Raw genomic sequence first — 23,558 nt, 5'->3', positions numbered from 1 at the left:
ACAGCGGGCCGCGGACCCGAGGGTCCACGGCCCGCTGTAGAGAAAACTACTGCGCGACCGGCACGATGCTGACGGTCTTGCGACCGCGCGCGGTGCCGAACTGCACGTTGCCGGCGGCGAGCGCGAACAGCGTGTCGTCGCCGCCACGGCCGACCAGGTCGCCGGGGTGGAACTTCGTGCCCCGCTGGCGGATCAGGATCTCGCCGGCGTTGACCAGCTGACCACCGAACCGCTTGACGCCCAGCCGCTGGGCAGCGGACTCACGGCCGTTACGCGAGCTGGATGCACCCTTTTTATGAGCCATGTCCGCGCCTACTTCCCGCTCTTGATGCCGGTGACCTTGACGCGGGTCAGCGGCTGACGGTGCCCCTGGCGCTTGTGGTATCCGGTCTTGTTCTTGAACTTGTGGATCCGGATCTTCGGACCCTTGGTGTGCTCGGCGATCTCGCCGGACACCGTAACGTTGGCAAGCTTGGCCGCTTCGGTCACCAGGTTGTCACCGTCGACGAGGAGGACCGCGGCGAGGGTCAGGGCGTCGCCGGGCTGACCCGCGAGCTTCTCGACCTCGATCACGTCGCCCTCGGCAACCTTGTACTGCTTGCCGCCGGTCTTGACGATCGCGTACATGGGACGCGGACTCCCTGAGACTTACGCAGCCGGAGGCTGCTGGCGGATGGTGCTGAGATTCCGGCAGGCGCTCAAGTGACCCATTCTTGCGATCCTGGAGCGCGCACGGAGCTAGCGCCGAAAAGGCGCCGTCGGAAAGACTACTTCATCGCAGGGCCGAGACCCAAACCGGGCTGTCACCCGCGGCCGCAGGCCTTGTCCAGCACGGCGTGCAGCTCGGCCAGCTTCTTCTCGTCGACCTTGGTGACGTCGCCCTTGAGCGCCGTGACCTGAGCCCCCATCGAGCCCAGCGCCTTCTTCACCGCCGGGTCGGCGGCCAGTTTCGACATGTCGAGCAGGGCGAAGGAGAAGTTCTGCAGGTCACGTGTGACCTTCTCCTGTGCCTTGGCCTTCGCCTCCTTGCTCTCCGCGGCCGCGCGGACGAGCAGCTGGTAGTCCTCAGCGAAGGTCTTGCCGAACTCGTTGCTGGTCCGGCTCGCCTGGGCGCAGATCGCCTCGGTGTCCTCGGAGAGCGCGGCGTCGGTCGGCGGCTCGGTCTGCTGGGCCGCGGGCGCGCTGCCGTTCGCCGCGGCGGACGGGGCCGACGGCTCGTCGCCACCGGTGCAGCCGGCCAGAAGGACCGCGGAGATCGTCACTACGGCGAGGGCGGGGATACGCATGGGACTCGGTCTCCTCGGGGGGACAGGGATCGATCCGCCGAGGGTAACGGAAAACCCGGCCGGGTAGTTAACTTTCTTTACAGGTAACTATCCGGCCGGGTTCACACAGGTCAGGGACGCGTTCGCCGCCTCGCGCCACCACGCCGCGACCGCCGGCGGGTGCCCGTGCCGGCGCCCACCACGTCGTCGTCCTCGTCCTCGTCGTCGTCCGCCGCGTCCGGGTCGTCCGCGCCGGCGAGCCGCAACGGCTCCTCCGCGGACTCCCCGTGCGTGCCGTTCTGCTCGGCCGGAGCGTCGTAACGGGACAGGTCGTACCCGCTGATGTCGTACTCGTCGTCACCGTCCGAGGTGGTCAGCGCCACCTTCGGCGCCCGCCGGACGATGCCCGAACCCACGACCGGGGCCGACGGCACCTCGGCCACCTCAGCGACCGGGCCCGGCTCCACGACCACGGCCGGCGCCACGACCACCTCGACGACCGGCTCGACGGCCTCGGCGACCTCAGCCACCTCGGTGACCGTCTCCACGGCCTCGGCCGGCTGCTCCACCGGAGCGCTGTCGCCGCCACGGCGCCGCCGCTGACGGGCCGCCGGCTGCTGCTGTTGCTGCACCGGCGCCTCGGTACGGGCCGGCGCCGCAGCGACCGTCTTCACCTGGGTGCTCGCCGCCCCGCCGTTCGACCGCTTCTCCGGCACCGGCTCCGGGTGGATCACCACACCACGGCCCTTGCAGTGGTCACAGGTCTCGCTGAACGCCTCGAGCAGCCCCGCGCCGATCCGCTTCCGGGTCATCTGCACCAGGCCCAGCGAGGTGATCTCGGTGACCTGGTGCTTCGTCCGGTCCCGGCCCAGGCACTCGGTGAGCCGGCGCAGAACCAGCTCACGGTTGCTCTCCAGCACCATGTCGATGAAGTCGATCACCACGATGCCACCGAGGTCGCGCAGCCGCAGCTGGCGCACGATCTCCTCGGCCGCCTCCAGGTTGTTGCGGGTGACCGTCTCCTCCAGGTTGCCGCCGGCGCCGGTGTACTTACCGGTGTTGACGTCGACGACGGTCATCGCCTCGGTCCGGTCGATCACCAGGTGGCCGCCGGACGGCAGGAACACCTTGCGGTCCAGGCCCTTGAGGATCTGCTCGTCGATCCGCCACTCGGCGAACACGTCGGCCATGCCGGTGTGCCGCCGCAGCCGCTCCACCAGGTCCGGGGAGACCGAGTCGAGGTAGTTCTCCACCTCGGCGTACGCCTGCTCGCCCTGCACGACCAGCTCGCGGAAGTCCTCGTTGAAGAGGTCCCGGACCACCCGGATGACCAGGTCGGGCTCCTCGGAGAGCGCGCGCGGCGCGTTGCCCTCGGTGGCCCGGGCCTGGATGTCCTCCCACTGCGCCTGGAGCCGCTTGACGTCGCGGGCCAGCTCGTCCTCGCTCGCGCCCTCGGCCGCGGTCCGGACGATCACCCCGGCGCCGTCCGGCACCAGCTTTTTCAGGATGTCGCGCAGCCGCTTGCGCTCGGTGTCCGGCAGCTTCCGGCTGATGCCCGAGGCGTTGCCGTTCGGCACGTAGACCAGGTGCCGGCCGGAGAGCGCGATGTGGCTGGTCAGCCGGGCGCCCTTGTGGCCGATCGGGTCCTTGGTGACCTGCACCAGCACCGAGTCGCCGGAGCGCAGCGCCTGCTCGATCGAGCGGGCGCGCCCCTCCAGGCCGGTGGCGTCCCAGTTGACCTCACCGGCGTAGAGCACGGCGTTACGGCCACGGCCCACGTCGACGAACGCGGCCTCCATGCTCGGCAGCACGTTCTGCACCTTGCCCAGGTACACGTTGCCGACCATGGTGCCGGACGTCGCCCGGGCCACGTAGTGCTCGACCAGGATCCCGTCCTCCAGGACCGCGATCTGGGTACGGTCCTGCTTCTGCCGCACCACCATGACGCGGTCGACCGCCTCGCGGCGGGCCAGGAACTCCGACTCGCTCAGGATCGGCGGGCGGGTGCGGCGCTGTTCACGGCCGTCCCGGCGGCGCTGGCGCTTGGCCTCCAGCCGGGTCGAGCCGGAGACACCCTGCACCTCGTCGGAGGTACGGCGGGGCTCACGAACACGGACGACGGTGTGCACGCCGTCCTCGATGCCACCGGTCTCGGCGTCACCGGAGCCCTTGCGGCGGCGGCGACGCCGGCGGCGGGTGACCCCGTCGCCCTCGCTCTCGCCGTCCTCCGGCTCCTCCTCGTCCTCACCCTCGTCGGCGGACGCCTCGGCGCCCTCCTCCGCATCGGACTCGGCGTCGGCGTCGCCGTCCTCGGCGTCGTCGGACGGGCCCTTGCCCCGGCCCCGGCCACGACGGCCCCGGCGACGGCGGCGGCGGCCCAGGGCGCCGTCCTCGTCGTCGTCACCCTCGTCGCCGTCCTCGACGTCGTCGGCGCTCTCGTCGGCCTCGTCCACGGCGGGCTCGGCCTCGGTGACCGCGACCTCGGCGGGCTCCTCGGCCGCCCCACGGCGGCGGCGACGGCTGCGGCGGGCGCCCTCGGCGGGCTCCTCCGCGATGGTCTCGGGCTCGGCGGTCACCCCGGCGGCGACCGGCTCGGCGACGACCTCCGGCACGGCGGCCGTACGGCGGCGACGGGTCGCCGGAGCGGCCGGCTCGGCCTGGGTGGCCTCCGGGGGCATGAACAGCACAGCAGGCGGCAGGGCGGCGCGGCGGCCGCGTGCGGGCTCGGCCGGCTGCTCCTCCACGAAGTCGTCGTCGAGCGGGAGGATGCCGACCACCGGGACACCGGCGGCGCGGGCCGCGGAGGCGGCTTCCACGGCGGCGTCCTCGATGAGGGCGGCCTCGTCCTCGGTGAGCTCCTCCTCGGCGGCCGGGTCGGTGACCTCGGCCACGACGGGCGGCGCTGCGGCCGGGATCTCGACCAGGGCGGGCTGTTCGGCGGCCGGCTCGGCCTTCTTACGGCGGGCCCGGGTCGCCTTCTTCACCGGCGGGGCCTCGGCGACCTCGGCGGCGGGACCAGCCGTCGTCGTCTCGATAGCCGGCGTCACGCCGGCCGGCGTCGTCTCGATAGCCGGTGACGCCGCGGCAGGCGTCGTTTCGGTAGCCGGCGACGCGGCGGCCGGCGTTGCGAGGGCCGGCTTCTCCGCGACCGGAGTCTCCGGGTCCGACGTCTCAGAGGCCGGCGTCTCGGCGGCCGGCTCGACCTTCTTACGGCGGGCCCGGGTGGCCTTCTTCACCGGCGCGGCAGGCGTCTCCGGCGTGGCGGCCGCGTCCCCCGCGACTGCCGCCTCGATCGCCGTGCCGGGATCGGCGGCGTCGTCGGTCCCCGGGGTCTCCGCGGGCGGCGCTGCTGCCTTTCGGCGCGGGGCGCGTGCCCGGCGGGCCGGGGTCGTGCTTGCGGCGGTATCACCGGAGGGAGCGGTGGCTCCACCCGGTTCGCCGCCCTGATCACCCAGGTTGACTGGGGGCTCGTTATCGAGCATGGGGCGCTCTCCAGTTCTCGGCGACCCCGGGCGCGGGTGAGCGCTGCCACGCAGGGTCGCTGCAAAGTTTTTCGGGCCCGGCCTTCACAAGTCGGGCTTGCCGAAGTCTGCCAGCGAACACTTTCAACCTGGCATCAGCCGAAGACCACCGGTCCGATGTACGGCTCCGGGTGTTGCCCGCCTAACCACGTTGAAAAACGTTCTCGTCGAACGCCGGCCGGCCTCCCGGCTAGCGTTCTCCGATGCCGACGTCCACGCGATCCGCGTCCAACGGATCAGCGATCTCCCCCTGCGCGGTGAGTGTGCCCTGGGCCAGCCGGGTCACCCGTGGGGGCGCCGGCGGCTCCAGGCCGGCCACCACGCGCAGGCCGGAGAGGACGTCATCGGGCCGCACGGCGGGAGTCACCTGCCGTACGACAAGGTCGATTATCGCACACGGTACCGCAACGGCCTCGGAAGGTAGGTCCGGCTCACCGGCCACCTCGCACCGCGTGACGGCCGCGCGCGCGTCGAAACTGCGGCGGCCCTGCTTGGTCATGCGCTCCACCAGGACTTCCGAGGAGCCCAGGAACGCCTCCACGGCCTTCTCCGCCTCGGCGGCGCCGACACCCGGCAGCTCCAGGCGCCACCGGGAGGCGTCGATCCGGTCGGCCAGGCTGCCCGGGCCGGCGATCACCGCTTCCAGCACGTCCAGGCCCGGGGAGAGCGCGGCGTCCAGCGCGACGAGCAGCTCCGCCGGGTCGACCGGGGCCTGGAGGCCGATCTCCAGGTACTCCGCCTCACTGCCGACTCCGGTCGGGGCGGCGCTGGCGTACGAGATCTTCGGGTGTGGGGTGAAGCCCTGCGAGAAGGCGATCGGCACGTTCGCACGGCGCAGCGCCCGCTCGAAGGCACGGGCGAAGTCACGGTGCGAGGTGAAGCGCAGTGGGCCACGCTTCGCGTACCGGAGGCGGATCCGCTGGACGACCGGGGCCTGGCCGCCGACGGGCTGGTTCTTCGGGGGAATGTCTATCTCCTAAGCGGAAACCCGCAGGTTGTTAACGGGTGTCAGGGGCAGCAGCTTCTTGCCGGTCGGGCCGATCTGGATCTCGGTGTCCATCGACGGGCAGACGCCACAGTCGAAGCACGGGGTCCAGCGGCAGTCGTCCTGCTCGTACTCGCTCTTCGAGTCCTGCCAGTCCTGCCAGAGCCAGTCCTTGTCGAGGCCGGAGTCCAGGTGGTCCCAGGGCAGGACCTCCAGCTCCTCGCGCTCGCGGGTGGTGTACCAGTCCAGGTCGACGCCGAACTCCGGCAGCACCTCGGCGGCCGCCTCGACCCACCGGGCATACGAGAAGTGCTCGGACCAGCCGTCGAACCGGCCGCCCTTCTCCCAGGTCCGGAGGATGACCTTGCCGACCCGGCGATCGCCGCGCGACAGCAGGCCCTCGATCAGCGAGGGCTCGCCGTCGTGGTAGCGGAATCCGATCGCGCGGCCGAGCGAGCGGTCGCTGTTGATCGCGTTCTTGAGCATCTTGAGCCGGCCGTCGATGGTCTCCGGCGTGTCCATCGGCGCCCACTGGAACGGGGTGTGCGGCTTGGGCACGAACCCGCCGATCGACACCGTGCAGCGGATGTCCTTGGTGCCGGCGGCCTCCCGGCCGGCCCGGATCACCTCGTGCGCCATCTCGGCGATCTCCAGCACGTCCTCATCGGTCTCGCTGGGCAGGCCGCACATGAAGTACAGCTTGACCTGCCGCCAGCCGTTCGAATACGCGGTGACGACCGTCCGGATCAGATCCTCCTTGGTCACCATCTTGTTGATGACCTTGCGGATCCGTTCCGAGCCGCCCTCCGGCGCGAACGTGAGACCGGTCCGCCGCCCGTTGCGGGACAGCTCCTGGGCCAGGTCGATGTTGAACGCGTCGACCCGGGTGGACGGCAGCGACAGCGAGACGTTGGTGTCCGCATACTGCTCGGCCAGGCCGGAGCACATGTCACCGATCTCGGAGTGGTCGGCGCTGGAGAGCGAGAGCAGGCCGACCTCGCTGTAACCGGAGAACTCCAGGCCCTCCTTGACCATCTGGCCGACCGTGGTGATCGACCGCTCCCGCACCGGGCGGGTGATCATGCCGGCCTGGCAGAACCGGCAACCCCGGGTGCAGCCGCGGAAGATCTCCACCGCATACCGCTCGTGGACGGTCTCGGCCAGCGGGACCAAGGGCTTCTTCGGGTACGGCCACGCGTCCAGATCCATCGTGGTCCGCTTGGCCACCCGGAACGGAACGTCCGGCCGGTTCGGCACGACCCGCTGAATACGGCCGTCGGGCAGGTAGTCGACGTCGTAGAACCGGGGCACGTAGATGCTCTCGGTCCGGGCCAGGCGCAGCAGCAGCTCGTCGCGGCCGCCGGGGCAGCCCTCCGCCTTCCACTCCCGGATGATCCCGGTGATCTCCAGGACCGCCTCCTCGCCGTCACCGAGCACGGCGGCGTCGATGAAGTCGGCGATCGGCTCCGGGTTGAAGCTGGCGTGCCCACCGGCCAGGACGATCGGGTGGGACTCGTCACGGTCGGCGCTGTCCAGCGGGATGCCGGCCAGGTCGAGCGCGCTGAGCATGTTGGTGTAGCCCAGCTCGGTGGCGAACGACAGCCCGAACACGTCGAACGCCGTCACCGGCCGGTGCGCGTCGACGGTGAACTGGGGGACGCCGTGCTCCTTCATGAGCGCCTCGAGGTCCGGCCAGACCGAGTAGGTGCGCTCGGCGAGCACGTCCTCCTGCTCGTTGAGCACCTCGTAGAGGATCTGCACACCCTGGTTGGGCAGGCCGACCTCGTAGGCGTCCGGGTACATCAGAGCCCACCGGACGGTGGTGGTGTCCCAGTCCTTGACGACGGCGCCGAGCTCGCCGCCCACATACTGGATCGGTTTGCTGACCCGGGGCAGCAGCTGCTCCAGCTGCGGGAAGACGGAACTCACGCTCATGGGTGTCCAGGGTACGCGGACTACCCGCCCAGTTCCGTCGCGGCCCGGTCCAGGTCGGTGGCGAGCAGGTCGGCCCGGAACGCGCAGAGCTGCAACGTCATCCGTGCGGCCCCGCGCTCGCCGACGACCAGGCGGATCGGTTTCCCCCGGTCGTCCAGGTCCCCGACGATGAAGTCGAGCAGCCGCACCCCGGCGCTGTCCAGGAACGAGACGGCGGTCAGGTCGATCAGCACGGCGCTGGCCGACGTCGTCCGGGCCACGATGACCCGGCCGATGTCGTTGGCGTTGGCCAGGTCGATCTCACCCTTGAGATGGACGAGATCGGCGACACCCCGGCGGGAGAAACTCACCCACTGATCCGTCATGAATCGCCTCTGTGCCGGCGCATGATCACTGTCGTACCCTCCCCGGCCCGGTCGAAGGCCACCTCGTCCATCGACTCGTACATCAGTTGCAGCCCGCGCCCACGGGCCTCGTCGTTGCCCGGCCCGCGCCAGCGGCCCCGGTCGCTGACCCGGATCTCCACCGTGCCCGAGCTGATCGTGGCGGCCACGTCGACCACACCGAACGGGTCGTCCTGGTAGCCGTGCTCGATCGAGTTGGCCACCGCCTCGGAACAGGCCAGCAGCACCGCGTTCAGACAGTCCGGGTCGACGCTGTGCCCGGCCAGCCAGCCGCGCATGTCGGCGCGGAGCAGCGCTATCTGGAGCGGGTCGGCGCCGATCGAGCGTTCCAGCCGCTCCTCGGTGCCGAGCGTCAGGCAGAGCAGACAGACGTCGTCGGCGTGGTCCCGGCCGACGAGCGTGTCGGCCAGCCCGGCGGTCAGGCCCTTGAGCGGGGCGTCGCGCACCCGGGCGTACTCCCGGGCCAGGATCTCGAAACCGCGGTCGATGCCCCGGCCGCGGCGCTCGATCAGGCCGTCGGTGTAGAGCAGCAGGCGGCTCCCGGCGGCCAGCCGCATCCGGTGCTCGACCCGGCGGACGTCACCGGCCCGGGAGCCGAGCGGCGCCGACCGCGCCTGCATCAGGTACTCGGGGGAACCGGCCGGCTCGTGCAGCAACGGCGGCAGGTGCCCGGCGCAGGCGAACGCCATCTCGCTGCTGAGCAGGTCCACCTCGGCGTAGACCAGGGTGGCCATCCGGGCCGAGTCGACCCGGTCACAGAACCGGTCCAGGCCCTCCAGCAGCCGGGCCGGCCCGTTCTCGGCCGAGGCCAGCGCCCGGATCGCGCTGCGCAGCTGCCCCATCGTGGTGGCCGCCTCGATGCCCCGGCCGACCACGTCGCCGACCACCACGGCCAGCTTGTTCGCGGTGATCAGGAAGGCGTCGTACCAGTCCCCGCCGACCTCCATGTCCTGTGCCGCGGCCTGATAGTGGGTCTCCACCACGAATCTCGGGTCGGTGCCCGGCACGTCGGCGGCGAGCAGGCTGCGCTGGAGGGTCCGGGCGATCGCGCGTTCCTGCTCGTAGAGGCGGGCGTTCTCACAGGCGAGAGCGGCCCGGTCGGCCAGGTCGATCAGGAACCGCCGCTCCGCCTCGGCGCCACGGCGGTCGGCCGCCATCCGCAGCGCCAGCGTGCCGAGCACCCGGCCACGGACGATCAGCGGCAGGACCGTACAGCCCAGGCCGTCGCCGTCGGTGGCGAAGACCGGAGCCGCGGTCTCGATCGCCTCGGCCGTCCGGGCCTCGATCCGGGCCGGGTCCGGCGCCGGGCCGCCGTGGTGCTCGACCAGGCCGGCCGGGCCCACCTGGAGCCGGACCAGCGCCCAGTCGGCGATCTCCGGCACCACCCGCTCGACCAGCCGGCGGGCCCGCTGGAGCAGGCGGTGCTCCTCGTCGAGCGCGCGGGTGGTCCGGGCCAGGAAGGAGGCCCGCTCCTCACGATGGCGGGCGTCGTCGTAGAGGCGGGCCCGGTCCAGCGCCTGACCGGCCTGCTGGCCGAGCAGCCGGATGACCCGCAGTTCACCGTCAGTGAGCACACGCTCGTCACGGAAACTGAACGCGAGCACCCCGAGGACCGCCGGACCGCCATGGTCCTCGGCCGGGCCGGTGGTCAACGGCAGCAGCACCACGGTGCCCCGGCCGGACTTGCGCATCGACTCGGCCAGATCCGGGAAGTGCGCCTCGGCCTCGGCCAGGGTGCCGATCACGTGCAGGTCGCCGCGCCGGGCCACCTCGGCCACCGCGCGGGTCGACGAGCGCGGCATGTCGTCCCAGTTGCCGGTGGTCGGGTCGGTCGACGCCACCGCGACCAGCTGATCCCGTTCCGCGTCGATCAGGTAGATGCTGGTGCTGGTGGCCTGGAAGGCGGGCTCCGGGGCGCGTACCACCGCCTCCGCGACCTCGGCCTCGGTCGGGGCCGCCGCCAGGTCGGCCACTATCTGCTGGAGGACCTGGACCCGCTGCTCGGACGCCTCGGCGGCCCGGCGGTGGGCCAGCAGCTCCCGCTCGTAGCTGCGCCGCTCGGTGGCGTTGAAGACCATCGTGCGGATGATCCGGGGCGACCCGGTCGCGCCGCGCTCCAGCACCGAGTTGACCAGGGTCGGCAGCCGGCGTTTGTCGGCGCCGACCACCTCCAGGGCGATCTCGTGCACCTCGCCCTGCATCGCCAGCAACGGCGCGTAGTGGGTCTCGTGATAGATCTGGTCACCCGGAGTGAGCAGGTCACGGAACCGTTTGTGACCGATCAGGTCGGTCCGGGAGTACCCGGTCCACGTCAGGAACGTCTCGTTGACCCGGACGATGGTTCCGTCCGGAAGCGTCGTCAGGTAACCACACGGCGCATGTTCGTACAGGTCCTCGGGATCGTCGTCCCAGGGCAGTCGTAACTCCTGTGTCACGTCCGGCCCACCAGATTCACTCACGCCAATGCTCCGCCGATCATGCCCGCTGTCTACAACCAGGACTTGATGGCGTCAACCGTTTCCTCCGGCGCGCTCAGATTCGGACAGTGACCTGTCGCGTTGAGCGCCATGAACTTGCTGTCAGGTGTGTTCTGGTGGACGTACTCACCGACCACGGTGGGCGCGATGACGTCGTCCGAGCACTGCAGGATCAGCGACGGGACCCGCAGCGCCGGCAGGTCGGCCCGGTTGTCGGAGAGGAACGTGACCCGGGCGAACTTCTTGGCGATCTCCGGGTCGGTCGCGCAGAAGCTGTTGGTCAGTTCCTCGCCCAGCTCGGGGCGCTCCGGGTTGCCCATGATGACCGGGGCCATCGCGCTCGACCAGCCCAGGTAGTTGCTGTCCAGCGACTCCAGCAGCCCGTCGATGTCCTCAGCGGTGAAGCCGCCCACATATCCGGCCGCCTCGTCGTCGATGTACCGCGGGGACGGGCCGACCATCACGATCCCGGCGAACCGCTCCGGCTCCCGGTTGGCGGCCAGCACGCCGATCATCGAGCTCACCGAGTGGCCGACGAGGATCACCTCGTGCAGGTCGTGCTCCCGGACGATGTCCAGGACGTCCTCGGCGTACCCGTCCAGGGAGCCGTGTCGTTCGTCGCGGTAGGCCGACAGGTCCGACCGCCCGTTGCCGACGTGATCGAACAGGACGATCCGGTGGGTGTCCTGGAACGCCGGCGTGACGAACCGCCACATGTTCTGGTCGCAGCCGTACCCGTGAGCGAACAGCATCGGCCGGCCGGACTCGGCGCCCGTGATCGTTACCGCGTTTCTCTCCGTCGTACCCATGCGATTCCGGCGCACCGCTGGAGACCGGCGCGCCCCTCCCTCCCGCAGCGAATGAGGTGTCGCGTGCCCGAGTGACCCCGGGCACTATCCGGCCCGGCAGGCCGGGTCGAAGCCAAGTCCGGGTAACCATACGACTCCGGAGCGTTTCGCACATCGCCCTCGTTGTCCGCCATTCATGTCCGGAGTCCGGATCCCGACCTCGCGTCCCACTGGCACACCGTGCCTAACCTGGGATGGGAGTGCCGCCTTCAGGCGCGCGGGAGGAGATCGAATCCATGGCCGACCAGCAGCCGGGTGACACCACCCCGGCCGCCGGAATGCCCGACCCCACCCGGTTCGCCGGACCCGGCGGACCACCGACGGCTGATGCGCCCGGTTGGTGGAGCGGCGCCGCTCCGGTTCCCGAGACGGCCCCACGCCGTTCCCTGTGGACTCGCATGGTGGATCGGATCAACGGCGCCGAGCCGGCCGACCCGGACGACGACCGCACCACGATCCCGGCCGTCGACCCGTGGGCCGATCAGGACACTCCGGTCTGGCCGGACGCGTACACGACGCCGGCGGCGCCGCTGCCTCCGACCCGCATCGAGAACCCGACGCTGCGGGAGAACCCGGCGCCCCAGCCGAACCCGGTGCCCCAGCCGAACCCGGCGCCGCAAGAAGACCCGATCCAGGCGAAAGCGCCGGGAATCACGCCGTCACCGCTCCCCGCTCCCGGCACCTATCCCCCGCCGGCGGGCGGCACCGGTCTGCCTCCGCTCATCCCGCCGAAGGTCCGCGCCTGGGGCCGCCGGGCCGCCGCGAAGAGCCAGCAGGCGGCGGCCGACGCCCCGGACCGGCTGCGGTCCCTGGGCCGGCAGGCCGCGGCGAAGGGCCAGCAGGTGGCCGCCGACGCCCCGGACCGGCTGCGGTCGCTGCGCCGGCAGGCGGCGGCCACGGGCCAGCGGGTCGCCCCCGGACGACTGCTGAGTCGTCGTCCGGCCGCGCCGCGGATCCCGGTTCAGCCCCGCACTCCGGTCCAGCCCCGCACCCCGGTCGCCGCACCGTGGGCTCCCCCGAGGCCGCGCCGCCGGCGCCGGTTCCGCCGGCTGGGCCTGCTGCTGGTGGTGATCCTGGCCCTGGCCGGCGCCTACTGGTATGTGCCGGGCCTACGCCAGTACCCGGTGGCCGCCGTCCTGCCGGACTCCTTCTCCGACCTCAACCTGCGCGACAACGAGGCCGGTCGGCGCGCCGCGCAACGGCTGGCCGACGAGTTGCAGGGCGCCGACGGGAACACGTTCGCCGGCATCTACACCGACACCCGCGGCAAACGGGTCACCGTCTTCGGCGTCACCGGCCTCCGCCTGACTCCCGGGACCGACGTGGACGCCCAGCTCAGCCGCCTGGCCGACGCCCTGAAACTGAAGGACATCGAATCCTTCGACCTCGGCGAGTTCGGCGCACACCAGCGCTGCGGGACCGGCCGCCTCGACGACACCTCGGTCGTGGCCTGCGCCTGGGCCGATCACGGCAGCCTGGCCACGGTCCTGCTGACCCGCCGCAACCTGACCGAAAGCGCCGAACTGGTGGCCAGCCTCCGCAAGTCGGTCCTGGTCCCGGCCACATAAACCCTTATCCGGTACGGCTACGTGAACCCTTATCCGGTACGGCTACGTGCCCCGCTTCGTGCCGACCCGCGACGCAGGCCACCCGTCCGGCCCGACAGCGCGCCGCACGGGCGTATGCGTCCGTCACCACCGCCAGCCGTCGCTGAACACGGAAATACGCACGGCATTACCGCCGTGAGCGACGGCCGACGGTCCGGACCCCCGCCGCAAAACCGCCAGCCGTCGCTGAGCGCGGGAAACCGCACGGCATAACCGCCGTGAGCGACGGCCGACGGTCCGGACCCCCGCCGCAAAACCGCCAGCCGTCGCTGAACACGGGAATGCGTACGGCATAACCGCGGTGAGCGACGGCTGGCGGTTGGTGACCAGACGCCTCAGCCCGAAAGGCGCGCTGGGGCCGTTCGTGTCGCCTGCGTCGCGGGCCGGCACGAGGCGGGGCGGGTAGCCGTACGAGATTATTCTGTTTCGTCGCGTTTGGGGGCGTATCGCGGGATGTATTCCTGGCCCGTCAGTTTCTGGATCTCGGTCATCACGTAGTCGGTGAGCTCGCGCAGAGCGGTCCGGTCGTCGGAGCGGCCGATCGTCTCGATCGGCTTGCCGAACTTGACCGAGATCACGCCTCGTTCCAGCTTGGGCACCAGGCGGCCGATCGGCTGGACCTTGTCGGTGCCGGCCACGCCGACCGGGATGATCGGGACGCCGGCGGCGACGGCGAGGCGGGCGACACCGGTGCGGCCGCGGTAGAGGCGTCCGTCGGGAGAGCGCGTTCCCTCCGGGTAGACGGCGATCAGGTCGCCGCCCTGGAGCGCCGGGATCGCGGCGTCGAAAGCGGTCAGCGCGGCCCGGCCGCCTTCGCGCTCGACCCGGATGGCGCCCAGGCCCTCCATCAGTTTGCGGTTGAGGAAGCCCTTGACGCCGGTGCCGGTGAAGTAGTCGGACTTGGCCCAGAAGGCCAGGTGACGGGGAACCACGGTGCCCAGGAGGAGTTCGTCGGCGACGGAGAGGTGGTTGCCCGCGAAGATCGCGCCGCCGGTGGCCGGGATGTGCTCGATGCCTTCGACGTGCGGGCGCCACCCGAGGCTCAGGGTCGTGCCGACCGTGGCTTTGGCGATCGAGTAGAGCAGGGGCACTTCCGTCCTCCGGGACGCATGGGGGGTGTGTGGTGCTGTGAGGTTAGCTGACAGTGGCCGGGAAGTACCTAGTGATCTTGGCCGGGCCCGGACGCTCGCCCACTTGAAGGCGAACATCCGGGCCAATCGGCTGAATCAGACGGCGGTGACCGTCACCACGACCTGGTCGCCGTCGCCCACCTCGCCGGCGAACCCGCCGGTCAGCTCGGCGAAGTCCACCGTGGTGGCGAGCGTCTCACCGGCGACGAAGTCCCGGAACGTCTCGACCGCGGCCCGGACCGCCGGCGAGGCCGACAGCACGAGCGTGATCCGGTCGCTGACGTCCAGGTCGGCGTCCCGGCGGGCCTGCTGCACGACGCGGATCACGTCGCGGGCCAGGCCCTCGGTGGCCAGTTCGTCGGTGACGACCGTGTCGAGGACCACGACACCACCGCCGGCCGGCAGCGGCGCGGAGTTCTCCACATCGGCGGCGACCAGCTTCAGCTCGTACTCCCCTTCGGCCAGGGTGACGCCGGCCGCGACCGGCGCACCGTCGACGAGCTCCCACTCGCCGGCCTTGACCGCCTTGATCACCTGCTGGACCTGCTTGCCGACCCGGGGGCCGAGCGCCCGCGGAACGACGGTCAGGACCTGCTGGCAGTACGCGGCGACATCGTCGGTGAAGACCACTTCCTTGACGTTGACCTCGTCCTTGAGCAGATCACCGAGCCCGTTCAAAGAGGAGCCGTCCGGAACCGCGACGGTGAGCGAGGCCAGCGGCAGCCGGACCCGGAGGCCCTTCGCCTTGCGCAGCGACAGGGCCGCCGAGGCGACGTCCCGGATCGCGTCCATCGAGGCGACCAGTTCGTGGTCGGCCGGGAACACGTCCGCCGAGGGCCAGTCGGTCAGGTGCACCGAACGGCCACCGGTCAGGCCGCGCCAGATCTCTTCGGTGGTCAGCGGCGCGAGCGGCGCCACCACCCGGGTGACCGTCTCCAGCACGGTGGCGAGAGTGTCGAAGGCGTCCTCGTCCCCCTCCCAGAAGCGGTCCCGCGAGCGGCGCACGTACCAGTTGGTCAGCGCGTCGAGGTAGGACCGGACGCTCGCGGCCGCGCCGGAGATGTCGTAGTCGTCCATCTGCTTTTCGGTTTGCGACACCAGCTCGCCGGTCTTGGCGAGGATGTAGCGGTCCAGCAAGTGCTCCGAATCTGTCCGGAGTTTCGCCTCATAGCCTGAAGCATTGGCATAAAGGCTGAAGAAGTACCAGACGTTCCAGAGCGGCAGCAGGACCTGGCGCACCGAATCGCGGATGGCCGGCTCGGTGACCGGCATGTCCCCGCCCCGCAGCACCGGCGAGGACATCAGCATCCAGCGCATGGCGTCCGAGCCGTACGTGTCGAACACCCGATACACGTCCGGGTAGTTCCGCAGCGACTTGGACATCTTGCGCCCGTCCTCGCCCAGCAGGATGCCGTGGCTCAGGCAGTTACGGAACGCGGGCCTGTCGAACAGCGCCGTGGCCAGCACGTGCATGGTGTAGAACCAGCCGCGGGTCTGCCCGATGTACTCGACGATGAAGTCGCCCGGGTAGTGGTGCTCGAACCAGTCCTTGTTCTCGAACGGGTAGTGCACCTGGGCGAACGGCATCGACCCGGACTCGAACCAGCAGTCCAGCACCTCGGGGACCCGGCGCATGACCGACTTCCCGGTGGGGTCGTCCGGGTTGGGCCGGGTCAGCTCGTCCACGTACGGCCGGTGCAGATCGGTGACCCGCACCCCGAAGTCGCGCTCCAGCTCCTCGTAGGAGCCGTAGACGTCGACGCGCGGGTACTGCGGGTCGTCCGACTTCCACACCGGGATCGGCGAGCCCCAGAACCGGTTCCGGGAGATCGACCAGTCGCGGGCGTTGGCCAGCCACTTGCCGAACGAGCCGTCCTTGATGTGCGCCGGGGTCCAGTTGATCTGCTGGTTGAGCTCGACCATCCGGTCCCGGAACGTCGACACCGCGACGAACCACGACGACACCGCCTTGTAGACGAGCGGGGTGTCGCAGCGCCAGCAGTGCGGGTACGAGTGGACGTACGCGTCGTGGCGCAGCACCACTCCGCGCTCCTTCAGCACGGCGATCACCGGCTTGTTCGCGTCGAAGACCTGCAGGCCCTGGAAGTCCGGGACCAGCGAGGTGAAGCGGGTGTGCTCGTCGACGGTCACCACGGTCGGGATGCCGGCCGCGTTGCAGGCGTTCTGGTCGTCCTCACCGAAGGCCGGGGCCATGTGGACGACACCGGTGCCGTCCTCGGTGGTGACGAAATCGGCGCCGAGCACCTGGAAGGCGTTCTCGCCGGCCGGCTCCACGAGGAAGTCGAACAGCGGCGTGTACCGGCGGCCGACCAGTTCCTCCCCTCGCACGACGCCGACCTGCTCGTACCCCTCCAGCTCCTTGGCGTACGCGCCGACACGGCCCGCGCCCACGAGAAGCTTCTGCCCGTCCTTCTCGAGCACCGCGTACTCGATGTCCGGCCCGACGGCGAGCGCCAGGTTCGACGGAAGCGTCCACGGCGTCGTGGTCCAGACCGCGATGTCCTCGCCCGTCGAGAGGCGGAACTTGACGGTCAGGGCCGGGTCGGTCCGGTCCCGGTAGACGTCGTCCATCCGGGTCTCGGTGTTCGACAGCGGGGTCTCACAGCGCCAGCAGTACGCCAGCACCCGGAAACCCTCGTACACCAGGCCCTTGTCATGCAGCGTCTTGAACGCCCACATGACCGATTCCATGTACGCCGGGTCGAGCGTCTTGTAGTCGTTCTCGAAGTCCACCCACCGGGCCTGCCGGGTGACGTACTTCTCCCAGTCCTTGGTGTAGGCGAGCACCGACGCCCGGCAGGCCTCGTTGAACTTCTCGATGCCCAGGTCGACGATCTGCGCCTTGCTGGTGATGCCGAGCTGCTTCTCGGTCTCCACCTCGGCGGGCATGCCGTGGGTGTCCCAGCCGAACCGGCGCTCGACGTGCTTGCCTCGCATCGTCTGGTAGCGCGGGACCAGGTCCTTCACGTACCCGGTGAAGAGGTGCCCGTAGTGCGGCAGGCCGTTGGCGAACGGCGGGCCGTCGTAGAAGACGTACTCGTTGGCGCCGTTCTCCCCGGCCGGGTTCCGGTCGACGGATGCCTCGAACGTCTTGTCCGCCGCCCAGTGGTCGAGGACGGCACGCTCGACCGCGGGCAGATCCGGGCTCGCCGGAACGCCCGTGGCGTCGGTGTGTTTCGGGTAGGCCATTCTGGTGTTCCCCTCAAGCAGTTCACATGTCGTGACTGCGAGGACGAGCCCGGGGGCCCGCGGTACCACCTCGCTTGACGGGATGACCCCGCCCGCTCATTCGCCGGATTGCCTGCGCGGTCCGGTGTCCGCCCGGTTCTACTGGGGCTGTCTGGTGAAAGACATCCCGTTCTTCCGGAGGCTCCCCGGTGATGGCCGGTTCAAAGCCTGCGTACCGTCAACGATACCGGCCGCTCCCTCATTCCCTCATCCGCATTACCACCTCGCGCCTACACTGCACCCGTGATCCGGATCGAGCTGGACGACCCGACGCTGTCGCGTACCCGGATCGCGATCAGCCCGCTGCTGGAGACGGTGTGCAGTCTCTGGCTGGTGGCCCGCGATCCGGCCGGTCTGCCGTGGCCGTTCGCCGACTGGGTGCGCAAGGCCCGCGACATCCCGCTGCCGGCGCCCGCCCAGCTCTACCTCCACCTGCCGAAACGGATGCCGGATTTCGTCGCGCCGATGCCGCTCACTCCGGCGCCGGCCATCGAGGAGCAGCTGGAGCTGCTTCGCCGCACCCCGGCCGAGGTGGTCGACGCCCAGCTCGCGACCCATTACCGGGACGGCCGGCTGCCGGAGCACCTGCACCAGTTCCGCGACGATCCGGCGACCGCGCTGGACCGGCTGGCCGACGGCCTGGCCACCTGGTGGGACGCCGCGCTGGCGGCACGCTGGCCGGCCATGCGGGCCGCGCTGGACGAGGAGGTGCTGCTCCGGGCCCGGGCGCTGGCCGCCGACGGCCCGGACGCGCTGCTCTCCCGGCTGCACGAACGGATCATCTGGGAGCGGCCGGTGCTCACCCTGATCAAGCGGCTGGACGCCGGGTTCACGGTCACCGGCAGCCGGGTCCTGCTGGTGCCGCTGATCTTCTCCCGCGGCGGGATGCTGTGCTCGACCGACGACCCCGGCACCCAGATGATCACCTACCAGTCCCGCGGCGCGGCGCTGCTGGCCGACACTCCCGCCCCGGCGCCCGGCGACCGGCTGGCCCTGCTGATCGGCCGGGGCCGGTCCGCCGTGCTGCGCGCCCTGGTCACCCCGTCCACCACCACCGGGCTGGCGGCCGTGCTGGGCCTGGCGATGAGCACCGTCTCCGAGCACCTGGCCCATCTCCAGGCGGCCGGGGTGGTGCACCGGCGACGGGCCGGGCGGCGGGTTCTCTACGGCCTGGAACCGGCCGGGCTGGCTCTGGTGAAGCTGCTGGGCGAGGATTCGGCCTCCGCCGAATTCGTTTCCTGACATCGGCAAAGTTCTCTAGTTTGCGGGCATGGAAAGCGACTACGCCATCGAGGCGGAGGGTCTGCGCCGCTCCTACCGGTCCCGTACCGGCTGGCTGCGGCCACGCCTGACCACGGTCGACGCGGTCCGCGGCGTGGACTTCACGGTTCGCCGCGGTGAGCTGTTCGGCCTGCTCGGGCCGAACGGCGCCGGCAAGACCACCACCATCAAAATGCTCAACACCCTGCTCATCCCGACCGGCGGAACGGCCCGGATCTGCGGTTTCGACGTCGAAAGACAGACCCGGGAGGTTCGACGGCGGATCGGGTACGTGTTCGGCGGCGACCGTGGCCTCTACGACCGCCTCTCCGCGCTGGACAACCTGCGTTACTTCGCCGAGTTGTACGGGGTGCCCGCCCGCGACCAGAAGCGCCGCATCGCCGAGCTGCTCGACCTGGTCCGCCTGACCGGCCGGGAGCAGGAACGGGTCGAGGGCTATTCGCGGGGCATGCGGCAGCGCCTGCACATCGCCCGTGGGCTGCTGCACTCGCCGGAGGTGCTGTTCCTCGACGAGCCGTCGATCGGGGTGGACCCGGTCGCCGCCCGTGAGCTGCGCCAGACCGTGGCCAACCTGGCCGCCACCGGCACCACGGTGCTGCTGACCACCCACTACATGGCCGAGGCGGACGAGCTCTGCGACCGGATCGCGGTGATCGCCGACGGGCGGATCCAGGCTCTCGGGACACCTGCCGAGCTGCGCAGCCGGGCCGACGGGCGCCGGGTCGTCGAGGTGGAGGCGTACGGCGTGCCGGACACCGCCCTGGCCGCGCTGCGGGACCTGCCCGGGGTGCGGGAGACCGCGGTGGAGACCCGCGGCTCGCTCCAGGTGCTGACCGTGCAGTCGGACGCGCACGTGGACGTGCAGGGCGATGTGCTGCGTGAGCTGGCCGGGATCCGGCTGGGCCGGGTGGACAGCCGGGAGCCCACGCTGGAGGACGCGTACGTGACGATCGTGAACGCGTCATGAGGACCCTGAGAATGCTGCTCGTCGGCACGCTGATGCACGCCAAGCACCTCAGCCGGTCCCCGTTCGAGATCGCGATCTCGCTCGTGGTGCCGGTGGTGCAGGCGGTGCTCGCGGTCTACCTGTTCCGGTCCGGCGGCGAGCAGGACCGGCTGTTGCAGGCCGCGGTCGGCGCCGGCCTGATGGGCGTGTGGTCGTCGGTGCTCTTCGGCTCCGGCGGCGCCATCCAGAACCAGCGCTGGCAGGGCACCCTCGAAATGATCATGATGGCGCCGCGGCGGCCGGTCGTGGTGATCCTGCCGCTGACCATCGCCACCGGCATCACCGGCACCTACTCGCTGCTGGCCACCCTGATCTGGGGACGGCTGCTGTTCGGCATCCGGCTCGACTTCGCGCACCCGGTCGCGTTCCCGGTCGCCGCGGTCGTCTGCATCGTCGCGCTCGGCATGTTCGGGCTGCTGCTGGCGTCCACGTTCGTGCTGATGCGCAACGCCAACGCGCTGGCCAACGTCCTCGAATACCCGGTGTGGCTGGTCTCCGGCATGCTCGTGCCACTGACCGTGCTGCCGGTCTGGACCGGTCCGATCGCCGCGGTGCTGCCGACCACCTGGGGCGCCCGCGCCCTGCACGAGGCCACCACCGGCGGACCGGTCTGGCCGTCGGTCGCGATGTGCCTGCTGATCAGCGGGATCTGCCTGGCCCTCGGCGCGGCATCGCTGACCGTGGTCGAACGCCGGGCCCGCGCCACCGCCACCCTGGCTCTGGCATGAGCGAGCTCGCGAGCGAATCATCAGAAAACGTCAAAAGCTCATGGCGATGCCGGAGCGAAGCGGAGGTGGCGACATGAGCGGGCTGAGGCTGGTGACGGTGGGCGGCATGATCGCCTACCGAGCCCTGTTCAACTGGACCCGCCCGGCGCTCTTCGTCGGCACGCTCTTCATCGGGCCGCTGTTCCAGCTGCTCTTCTTCGCCTACCTGGGCCGGCAGCTGCGGGTCGGCGACGACCAGTTCTTCCTGGTCGGCAACGCGGTGCTGACCGCCTCACTGGCCTGCGTGTTCGGCGGGACCATGGCGGTCGCCAACGAACGCCGCTTCGGCACTCTGGGACACGTGCTCCTGTCGCCGCGCAGCCGCACCGCGATCTTCTGGGGGCGCGTTCTGCCGTACGCCGGAAACGGGCTCTTGATCTCGGTCTTCACCCTGACCGTGGCGTCGCTGATGCTCGGCCTGCGGATCCCGCCCGCCGCGCTGCCCGGTCTCGCGCTGGCGATGGCGGCCGGCTCGCTGGCCTGCGGCTTCTTCGGGCTGACGCTCGGCGCGCTGGGGCTGCGGTTCCGTGACGTCTTCGTCATCTCGAACGTCGCGGTGGCCCTGCTCCTGCTGCTCACCGGAGTGAACGTGCCGCCCGGCAACCTGCCGCAGTGGATGGTCACCGTCGGGCAGGGCCTGCCGATCACCCACGCGGCCGAAGCGGCCCGGATGCTCGCCGCCGGGCGCGGCCTCGATGCGGCCGCGCCCGTGATCGGCCAGGAAGTGCTGGTCGGAGCGGTCTACGCGGTGGTGGCCGCGATCCTGCTCAAGTTCTTCGAGGCCGAATCCCGGCGACGGGCCAGCCTCGACACGCTCTGACTCAGAGCTTGCTGACTCAGAGCTTGGGGAACCAGAGAGCCAGCTCGCGCTCGGCGCTCTCCGGCGAGTCGGAGGCGTGCACCAGGTTCTCCCGGTTGGAGAGAGACAGGTCACCACGGATCGTGCCGGCGGCCGCCTTGCGGCCGTCGGTCGCGCCGATCATCGCGCGGACCACCTCGATCACCGAGTCGCCGGTGAGGACCAGAGCGGCCAGCGGGCCACTGGTCATGAACTCCTTGAGCGGCGGGTAGAACGCCTTGTCCACATGCTCGGCGTAGTGCGCGTCGGCAAGCGACTCGTCCATCGTGCGCAACTCCAGCGCCTCGACGATCAGCCCCTTACCCTCGAAACGGGACAGAATCTCGCCGAGCAGTCCGCGGCGCACCGCGTCCGGCTTGATCAGGACGAGCGAACGCTCGGTGGTGCTGGACACGCAGTTCCTCCGTTACAAGGGCAGACACGCGAGGGGTTCAGCCTATCGGTACCGGGAACCAGGCGAGCGGCCATGTCCGGACTGGCGCACTTTCGCGGACGCACCGCCGGGTCATAACCTGACGGGAACTACCGGGAGGTCCACAGTGGCAAACCAGACCGGCCGACCCATCGCTCCAGCGCGCAAGCTGGTGGCGTGGATCATCGGCACGATTGCGGTCTTCGTGATCGCGCTCGGTCTCGGCATGTCCAGTTCACCGGTCGCGTTCTTCGGGGTGGCGGTCCTGGCCATAGCCATAGCGGTGGCCTTCATGCCGGCGCCGCGACGGGGTGGGCGCGCCACCGTGGCCGGCTCGGCCGAGGTCCGCTCGATCACGCCGCCCCCGGTCGCCGGCGCCTACGGCCGTGCCACCATTCAGCTGGTCGTGGTCGCCCCCGGGCTCGGCGCGTTCGAGAGCACGGTCCGCGAGCCGCGCATCCCGGTCGAGAAATGGCCGATGCCCGGCGACACCGTGCCGATCACCGTCGACGTCGACGACACCCGCCGGGTGCGGGTGAGCTGGCGTGACGCGCCCACCCGGGTGGAGGGCGACGACCCGCCGCCACCACCGCAGCCGGCCGGCCGCACCGAGGCCGACGACCTCGACGACGAGGTGTTCGGCAGCGTCGACGAGCCCTGGGAGGGCCGCGACGAGGACTGGACCGTCGACCCGGACGGGCCCGGCCCGTCATCCGGTCCGCGCGCCGCCACCACCTACGCCCGGCGCACCGGCACGCCCGTGGTGGTTCGCGAGACCGCGACCGGGACCATAGTCGAAGGCCAGGTCGTCGACACCGACGAGGAGCTGTCGCCGCTGCCCCGGCGGGCGCGCCCGATCCAGCCGGAGACCGCCGCGTACGCCACCGAGACCGATCCGGAGGACGAGGCCGAGTGGTCCGAGCCGGAGCCGCCCTGGCGCTCCCCCGCCGCCGACGCCGATCCTGCTCCTGACCCCGCTCCGGCGCCTGACCTGGATCCCGATCCCGCCCCGGGCCGTTCCGGTCCGGCGCCGGCCGAGACCGGTTCCGCCCGCGCGGCCTCCCCCGGGAGCGGCTCCGCACATACGGTCTCCTCCGACCCGGACCCGTCCCACCTGGCCTCGTCCGGGCCGGCCGCGTCGGAGACCCCGGCCGCGTCGTCGCCCATGTCCGCCTTCGTCTCCTCCCCGCAGGGCGATCCCCCGGCTTCCGGTCCCCGGTCCGGCTCGGCCTCCGGCCGCCCGCCGGGTTCCCGCCCGAGCCCACGCCCGCGAAGCGCCTCAGCCACAACGACGGTCTCATCCGGTACGGCCGAAGCCTCCCCGACCGCAACCACGACCACCGCCACCCAGACGCCGGGCATGGTGCCCCCGGCCCAGCGAACGGCCACCGACGACATCGACATCGACCTGGACGGCCCACCCACCAGCCCAGTCGTCGTGACGTCCACGGGCATCCCGGCGCAGGGCACCCACGGCCGCCGCCAGGAGTCCACCGAGAGCCGTGAGAAGACCACCGAGGCCCCGGTCCAGCCGGAGGCCCCGGTCTCCCCGGCCGCGCCTTCCACCAGCCCGGCTGCCTCTGCGGGCCGTGCTGCCGACCCGGTCTCCCCCGCGAGCCGCTCTGCCGACCCGGTCTCCCCCGCGAGCCGCTCCGCCGACCCGGTCTCCCCCGCGAGCCGCTCCGCCGACCCGGTCTCCCCCGCGAGCCGCTCCGCGAGCCCGGTCTCCCCCGCGAGCCGCTCCGCCGACCCGGTCTCCCCCGCGAGCCGCTCCGCGAGCCCGGTCTCTCCGGCGGGGCGCCCCGCCGGGGC

General features: G+C 71.1%; 18 protein-coding genes. 6 read left to right on the top strand and 12 right to left on the bottom strand.

From position 1 onward, the window contains the following. Positions 1-46: 46 nt before the first annotated feature. The 9 genes from rpmA to AB0E94_RS34645 form a co-directional block, all read right to left on the bottom strand. A complete protein-coding gene (gene rpmA, locus AB0E94_RS34685; RefSeq protein ID WP_109591577.1) occupies positions 47-304 on the bottom strand; it encodes a 50S ribosomal protein L27 in 258 nt (85 codons plus the stop codon). Between the two features lie 8 nt (positions 305-312). After that, complete coding sequence (gene rplU, locus AB0E94_RS34680) at positions 313-627, bottom strand: 50S ribosomal protein L21 (RefSeq protein ID WP_106316506.1); 315 nt, start codon at positions 625-627, stop codon at positions 313-315. Positions 628-803: 176 nt separating this feature from the next. Further along, entirely contained in the window at positions 804-1,286 is a 483-nt protein-coding gene (locus tag AB0E94_RS34675) for a hypothetical protein (RefSeq protein ID WP_360335266.1), read from the bottom strand. A gap of 110 nt (positions 1,287-1,396) precedes the next feature. Then, a complete protein-coding gene (locus AB0E94_RS34670) occupies positions 1,397-4,747 on the bottom strand; it encodes an Rne/Rng family ribonuclease (RefSeq protein ID WP_360335264.1) in 3,351 nt (1,116 codons plus the stop codon). 229 nt (positions 4,748-4,976) lie between these two features. Continuing rightward, positions 4,977-5,702: a TIGR03936 family radical SAM-associated protein gene (locus tag AB0E94_RS34665; RefSeq protein ID WP_360335395.1), complete on the bottom strand. Its 726-nt coding sequence runs from the start codon at positions 5,700-5,702 to the stop codon at positions 4,977-4,979. Between the two features lie 60 nt (positions 5,703-5,762). Beyond that, positions 5,763-7,706, bottom strand: a complete 1,944-nt coding sequence (locus tag AB0E94_RS34660) for a TIGR03960 family B12-binding radical SAM protein (RefSeq protein ID WP_360335262.1) — start codon at positions 7,704-7,706, stop codon at positions 5,763-5,765. Positions 7,707-7,726: 20 nt separating this feature from the next. Continuing rightward, positions 7,727-8,071, bottom strand: a complete 345-nt coding sequence (locus AB0E94_RS34655; protein ID WP_317788106.1) for an STAS domain-containing protein — start codon at positions 8,069-8,071, stop codon at positions 7,727-7,729. Further along, on the bottom strand, positions 8,068-10,569 hold the full coding sequence (locus AB0E94_RS34650) for a SpoIIE family protein phosphatase (RefSeq protein ID WP_360335259.1): 2,502 nt from the start codon (positions 10,567-10,569) through the stop codon (positions 8,068-8,070). Before AB0E94_RS34650 ends, AB0E94_RS34655 begins: the two co-directional genes overlap by 4 nt. A 29-nt stretch (positions 10,570-10,598) precedes the next feature. After that, entirely contained in the window at positions 10,599-11,339 is a 741-nt protein-coding gene (locus AB0E94_RS34645) for an alpha/beta hydrolase (protein ID WP_360335257.1), read from the bottom strand. Between the two features lie 332 nt (positions 11,340-11,671). Here AB0E94_RS34645 and AB0E94_RS34640 point away from each other — a divergent pair, with 332 nt between their 5' ends. After that, positions 11,672-13,003, top strand: coding sequence for a hypothetical protein (locus AB0E94_RS34640; protein WP_360335255.1), 1,332 nt, complete (start codon positions 11,672-11,674; stop codon positions 13,001-13,003). 455 nt (positions 13,004-13,458) lie between these two features. On the opposite strand, the gene AB0E94_RS34635 is transcribed toward AB0E94_RS34640, so the two are convergent. Together AB0E94_RS34635 and ileS are read right to left on the bottom strand one after the other, a co-directional pair. Beyond that, positions 13,459-14,133: a lysophospholipid acyltransferase family protein gene (locus tag AB0E94_RS34635; protein ID WP_360335253.1), complete on the bottom strand. Its 675-nt coding sequence runs from the start codon at positions 14,131-14,133 to the stop codon at positions 13,459-13,461. Between the two features lie 135 nt (positions 14,134-14,268). After that, positions 14,269-17,382 (bottom strand): isoleucine--tRNA ligase, encoded by a 3,114-nt coding sequence (gene ileS / locus AB0E94_RS34630; RefSeq protein ID WP_360335251.1) that lies wholly within the window; start codon positions 17,380-17,382, stop codon positions 14,269-14,271. Positions 17,383-17,664: 282 nt separating this feature from the next. Here ileS and AB0E94_RS34625 point away from each other — a divergent pair, with 282 nt between their 5' ends. The 4 genes from AB0E94_RS34625 to AB0E94_RS34610 all read left to right on the top strand — a co-directional run bounded on the left by AB0E94_RS34625 (position 17,665) and on the right by AB0E94_RS34610 (position 21,295). Beyond that, on the top strand, positions 17,665-18,663 hold the full coding sequence (locus AB0E94_RS34625; protein WP_360335249.1) for an ArsR family transcriptional regulator: 999 nt from the start codon (positions 17,665-17,667) through the stop codon (positions 18,661-18,663). A gap of 28 nt (positions 18,664-18,691) precedes the next feature. After that, a complete protein-coding gene (locus tag AB0E94_RS34620) occupies positions 18,692-19,669 on the top strand; it encodes an ABC transporter ATP-binding protein (RefSeq protein ID WP_360335247.1) in 978 nt (325 codons plus the stop codon). Further along, complete coding sequence (locus tag AB0E94_RS34615) at positions 19,666-20,436, top strand: ABC transporter permease (protein WP_360335245.1); 771 nt, start codon at positions 19,666-19,668, stop codon at positions 20,434-20,436. The genes AB0E94_RS34620 and AB0E94_RS34615 overlap by 4 nt, the downstream gene beginning before the upstream one ends. Positions 20,437-20,509: 73 nt before the next feature. Further along, positions 20,510-21,295 carry an ABC transporter permease gene (locus AB0E94_RS34610; RefSeq protein WP_360335243.1) on the top strand — a complete coding sequence of 262 codons (786 nt, stop codon included), beginning with the start codon at positions 20,510-20,512 and terminating at the stop codon, positions 21,293-21,295. A 16-nt stretch (positions 21,296-21,311) separates the two neighbouring features. Here the strand turns inward: AB0E94_RS34610 and ndk are convergent, their stop codons facing one another. Next, on the bottom strand, positions 21,312-21,728 hold the full coding sequence (gene ndk, locus AB0E94_RS34605; protein ID WP_360335241.1) for a nucleoside-diphosphate kinase: 417 nt from the start codon (positions 21,726-21,728) through the stop codon (positions 21,312-21,314). 145 nt (positions 21,729-21,873) lie between these two features. Here ndk and AB0E94_RS34600 point away from each other — a divergent pair. Further along, the coding region (locus AB0E94_RS34600; RefSeq protein ID WP_360335239.1) for a hypothetical protein at positions 21,874-23,558 on the top strand (1,685 nt) is incomplete at its 3' end.

Source organism: Actinoplanes sp. NPDC026670 (assembly GCF_040638175.1).
In the GTDB taxonomy this organism is placed as follows: Bacteria; Actinomycetota; Actinomycetes; order Mycobacteriales; family Micromonosporaceae; genus Actinoplanes.
The sequence above is the reverse complement of the archived record's forward strand: the minus strand, read 5'-3'. Positions and strand labels throughout refer to the sequence as shown.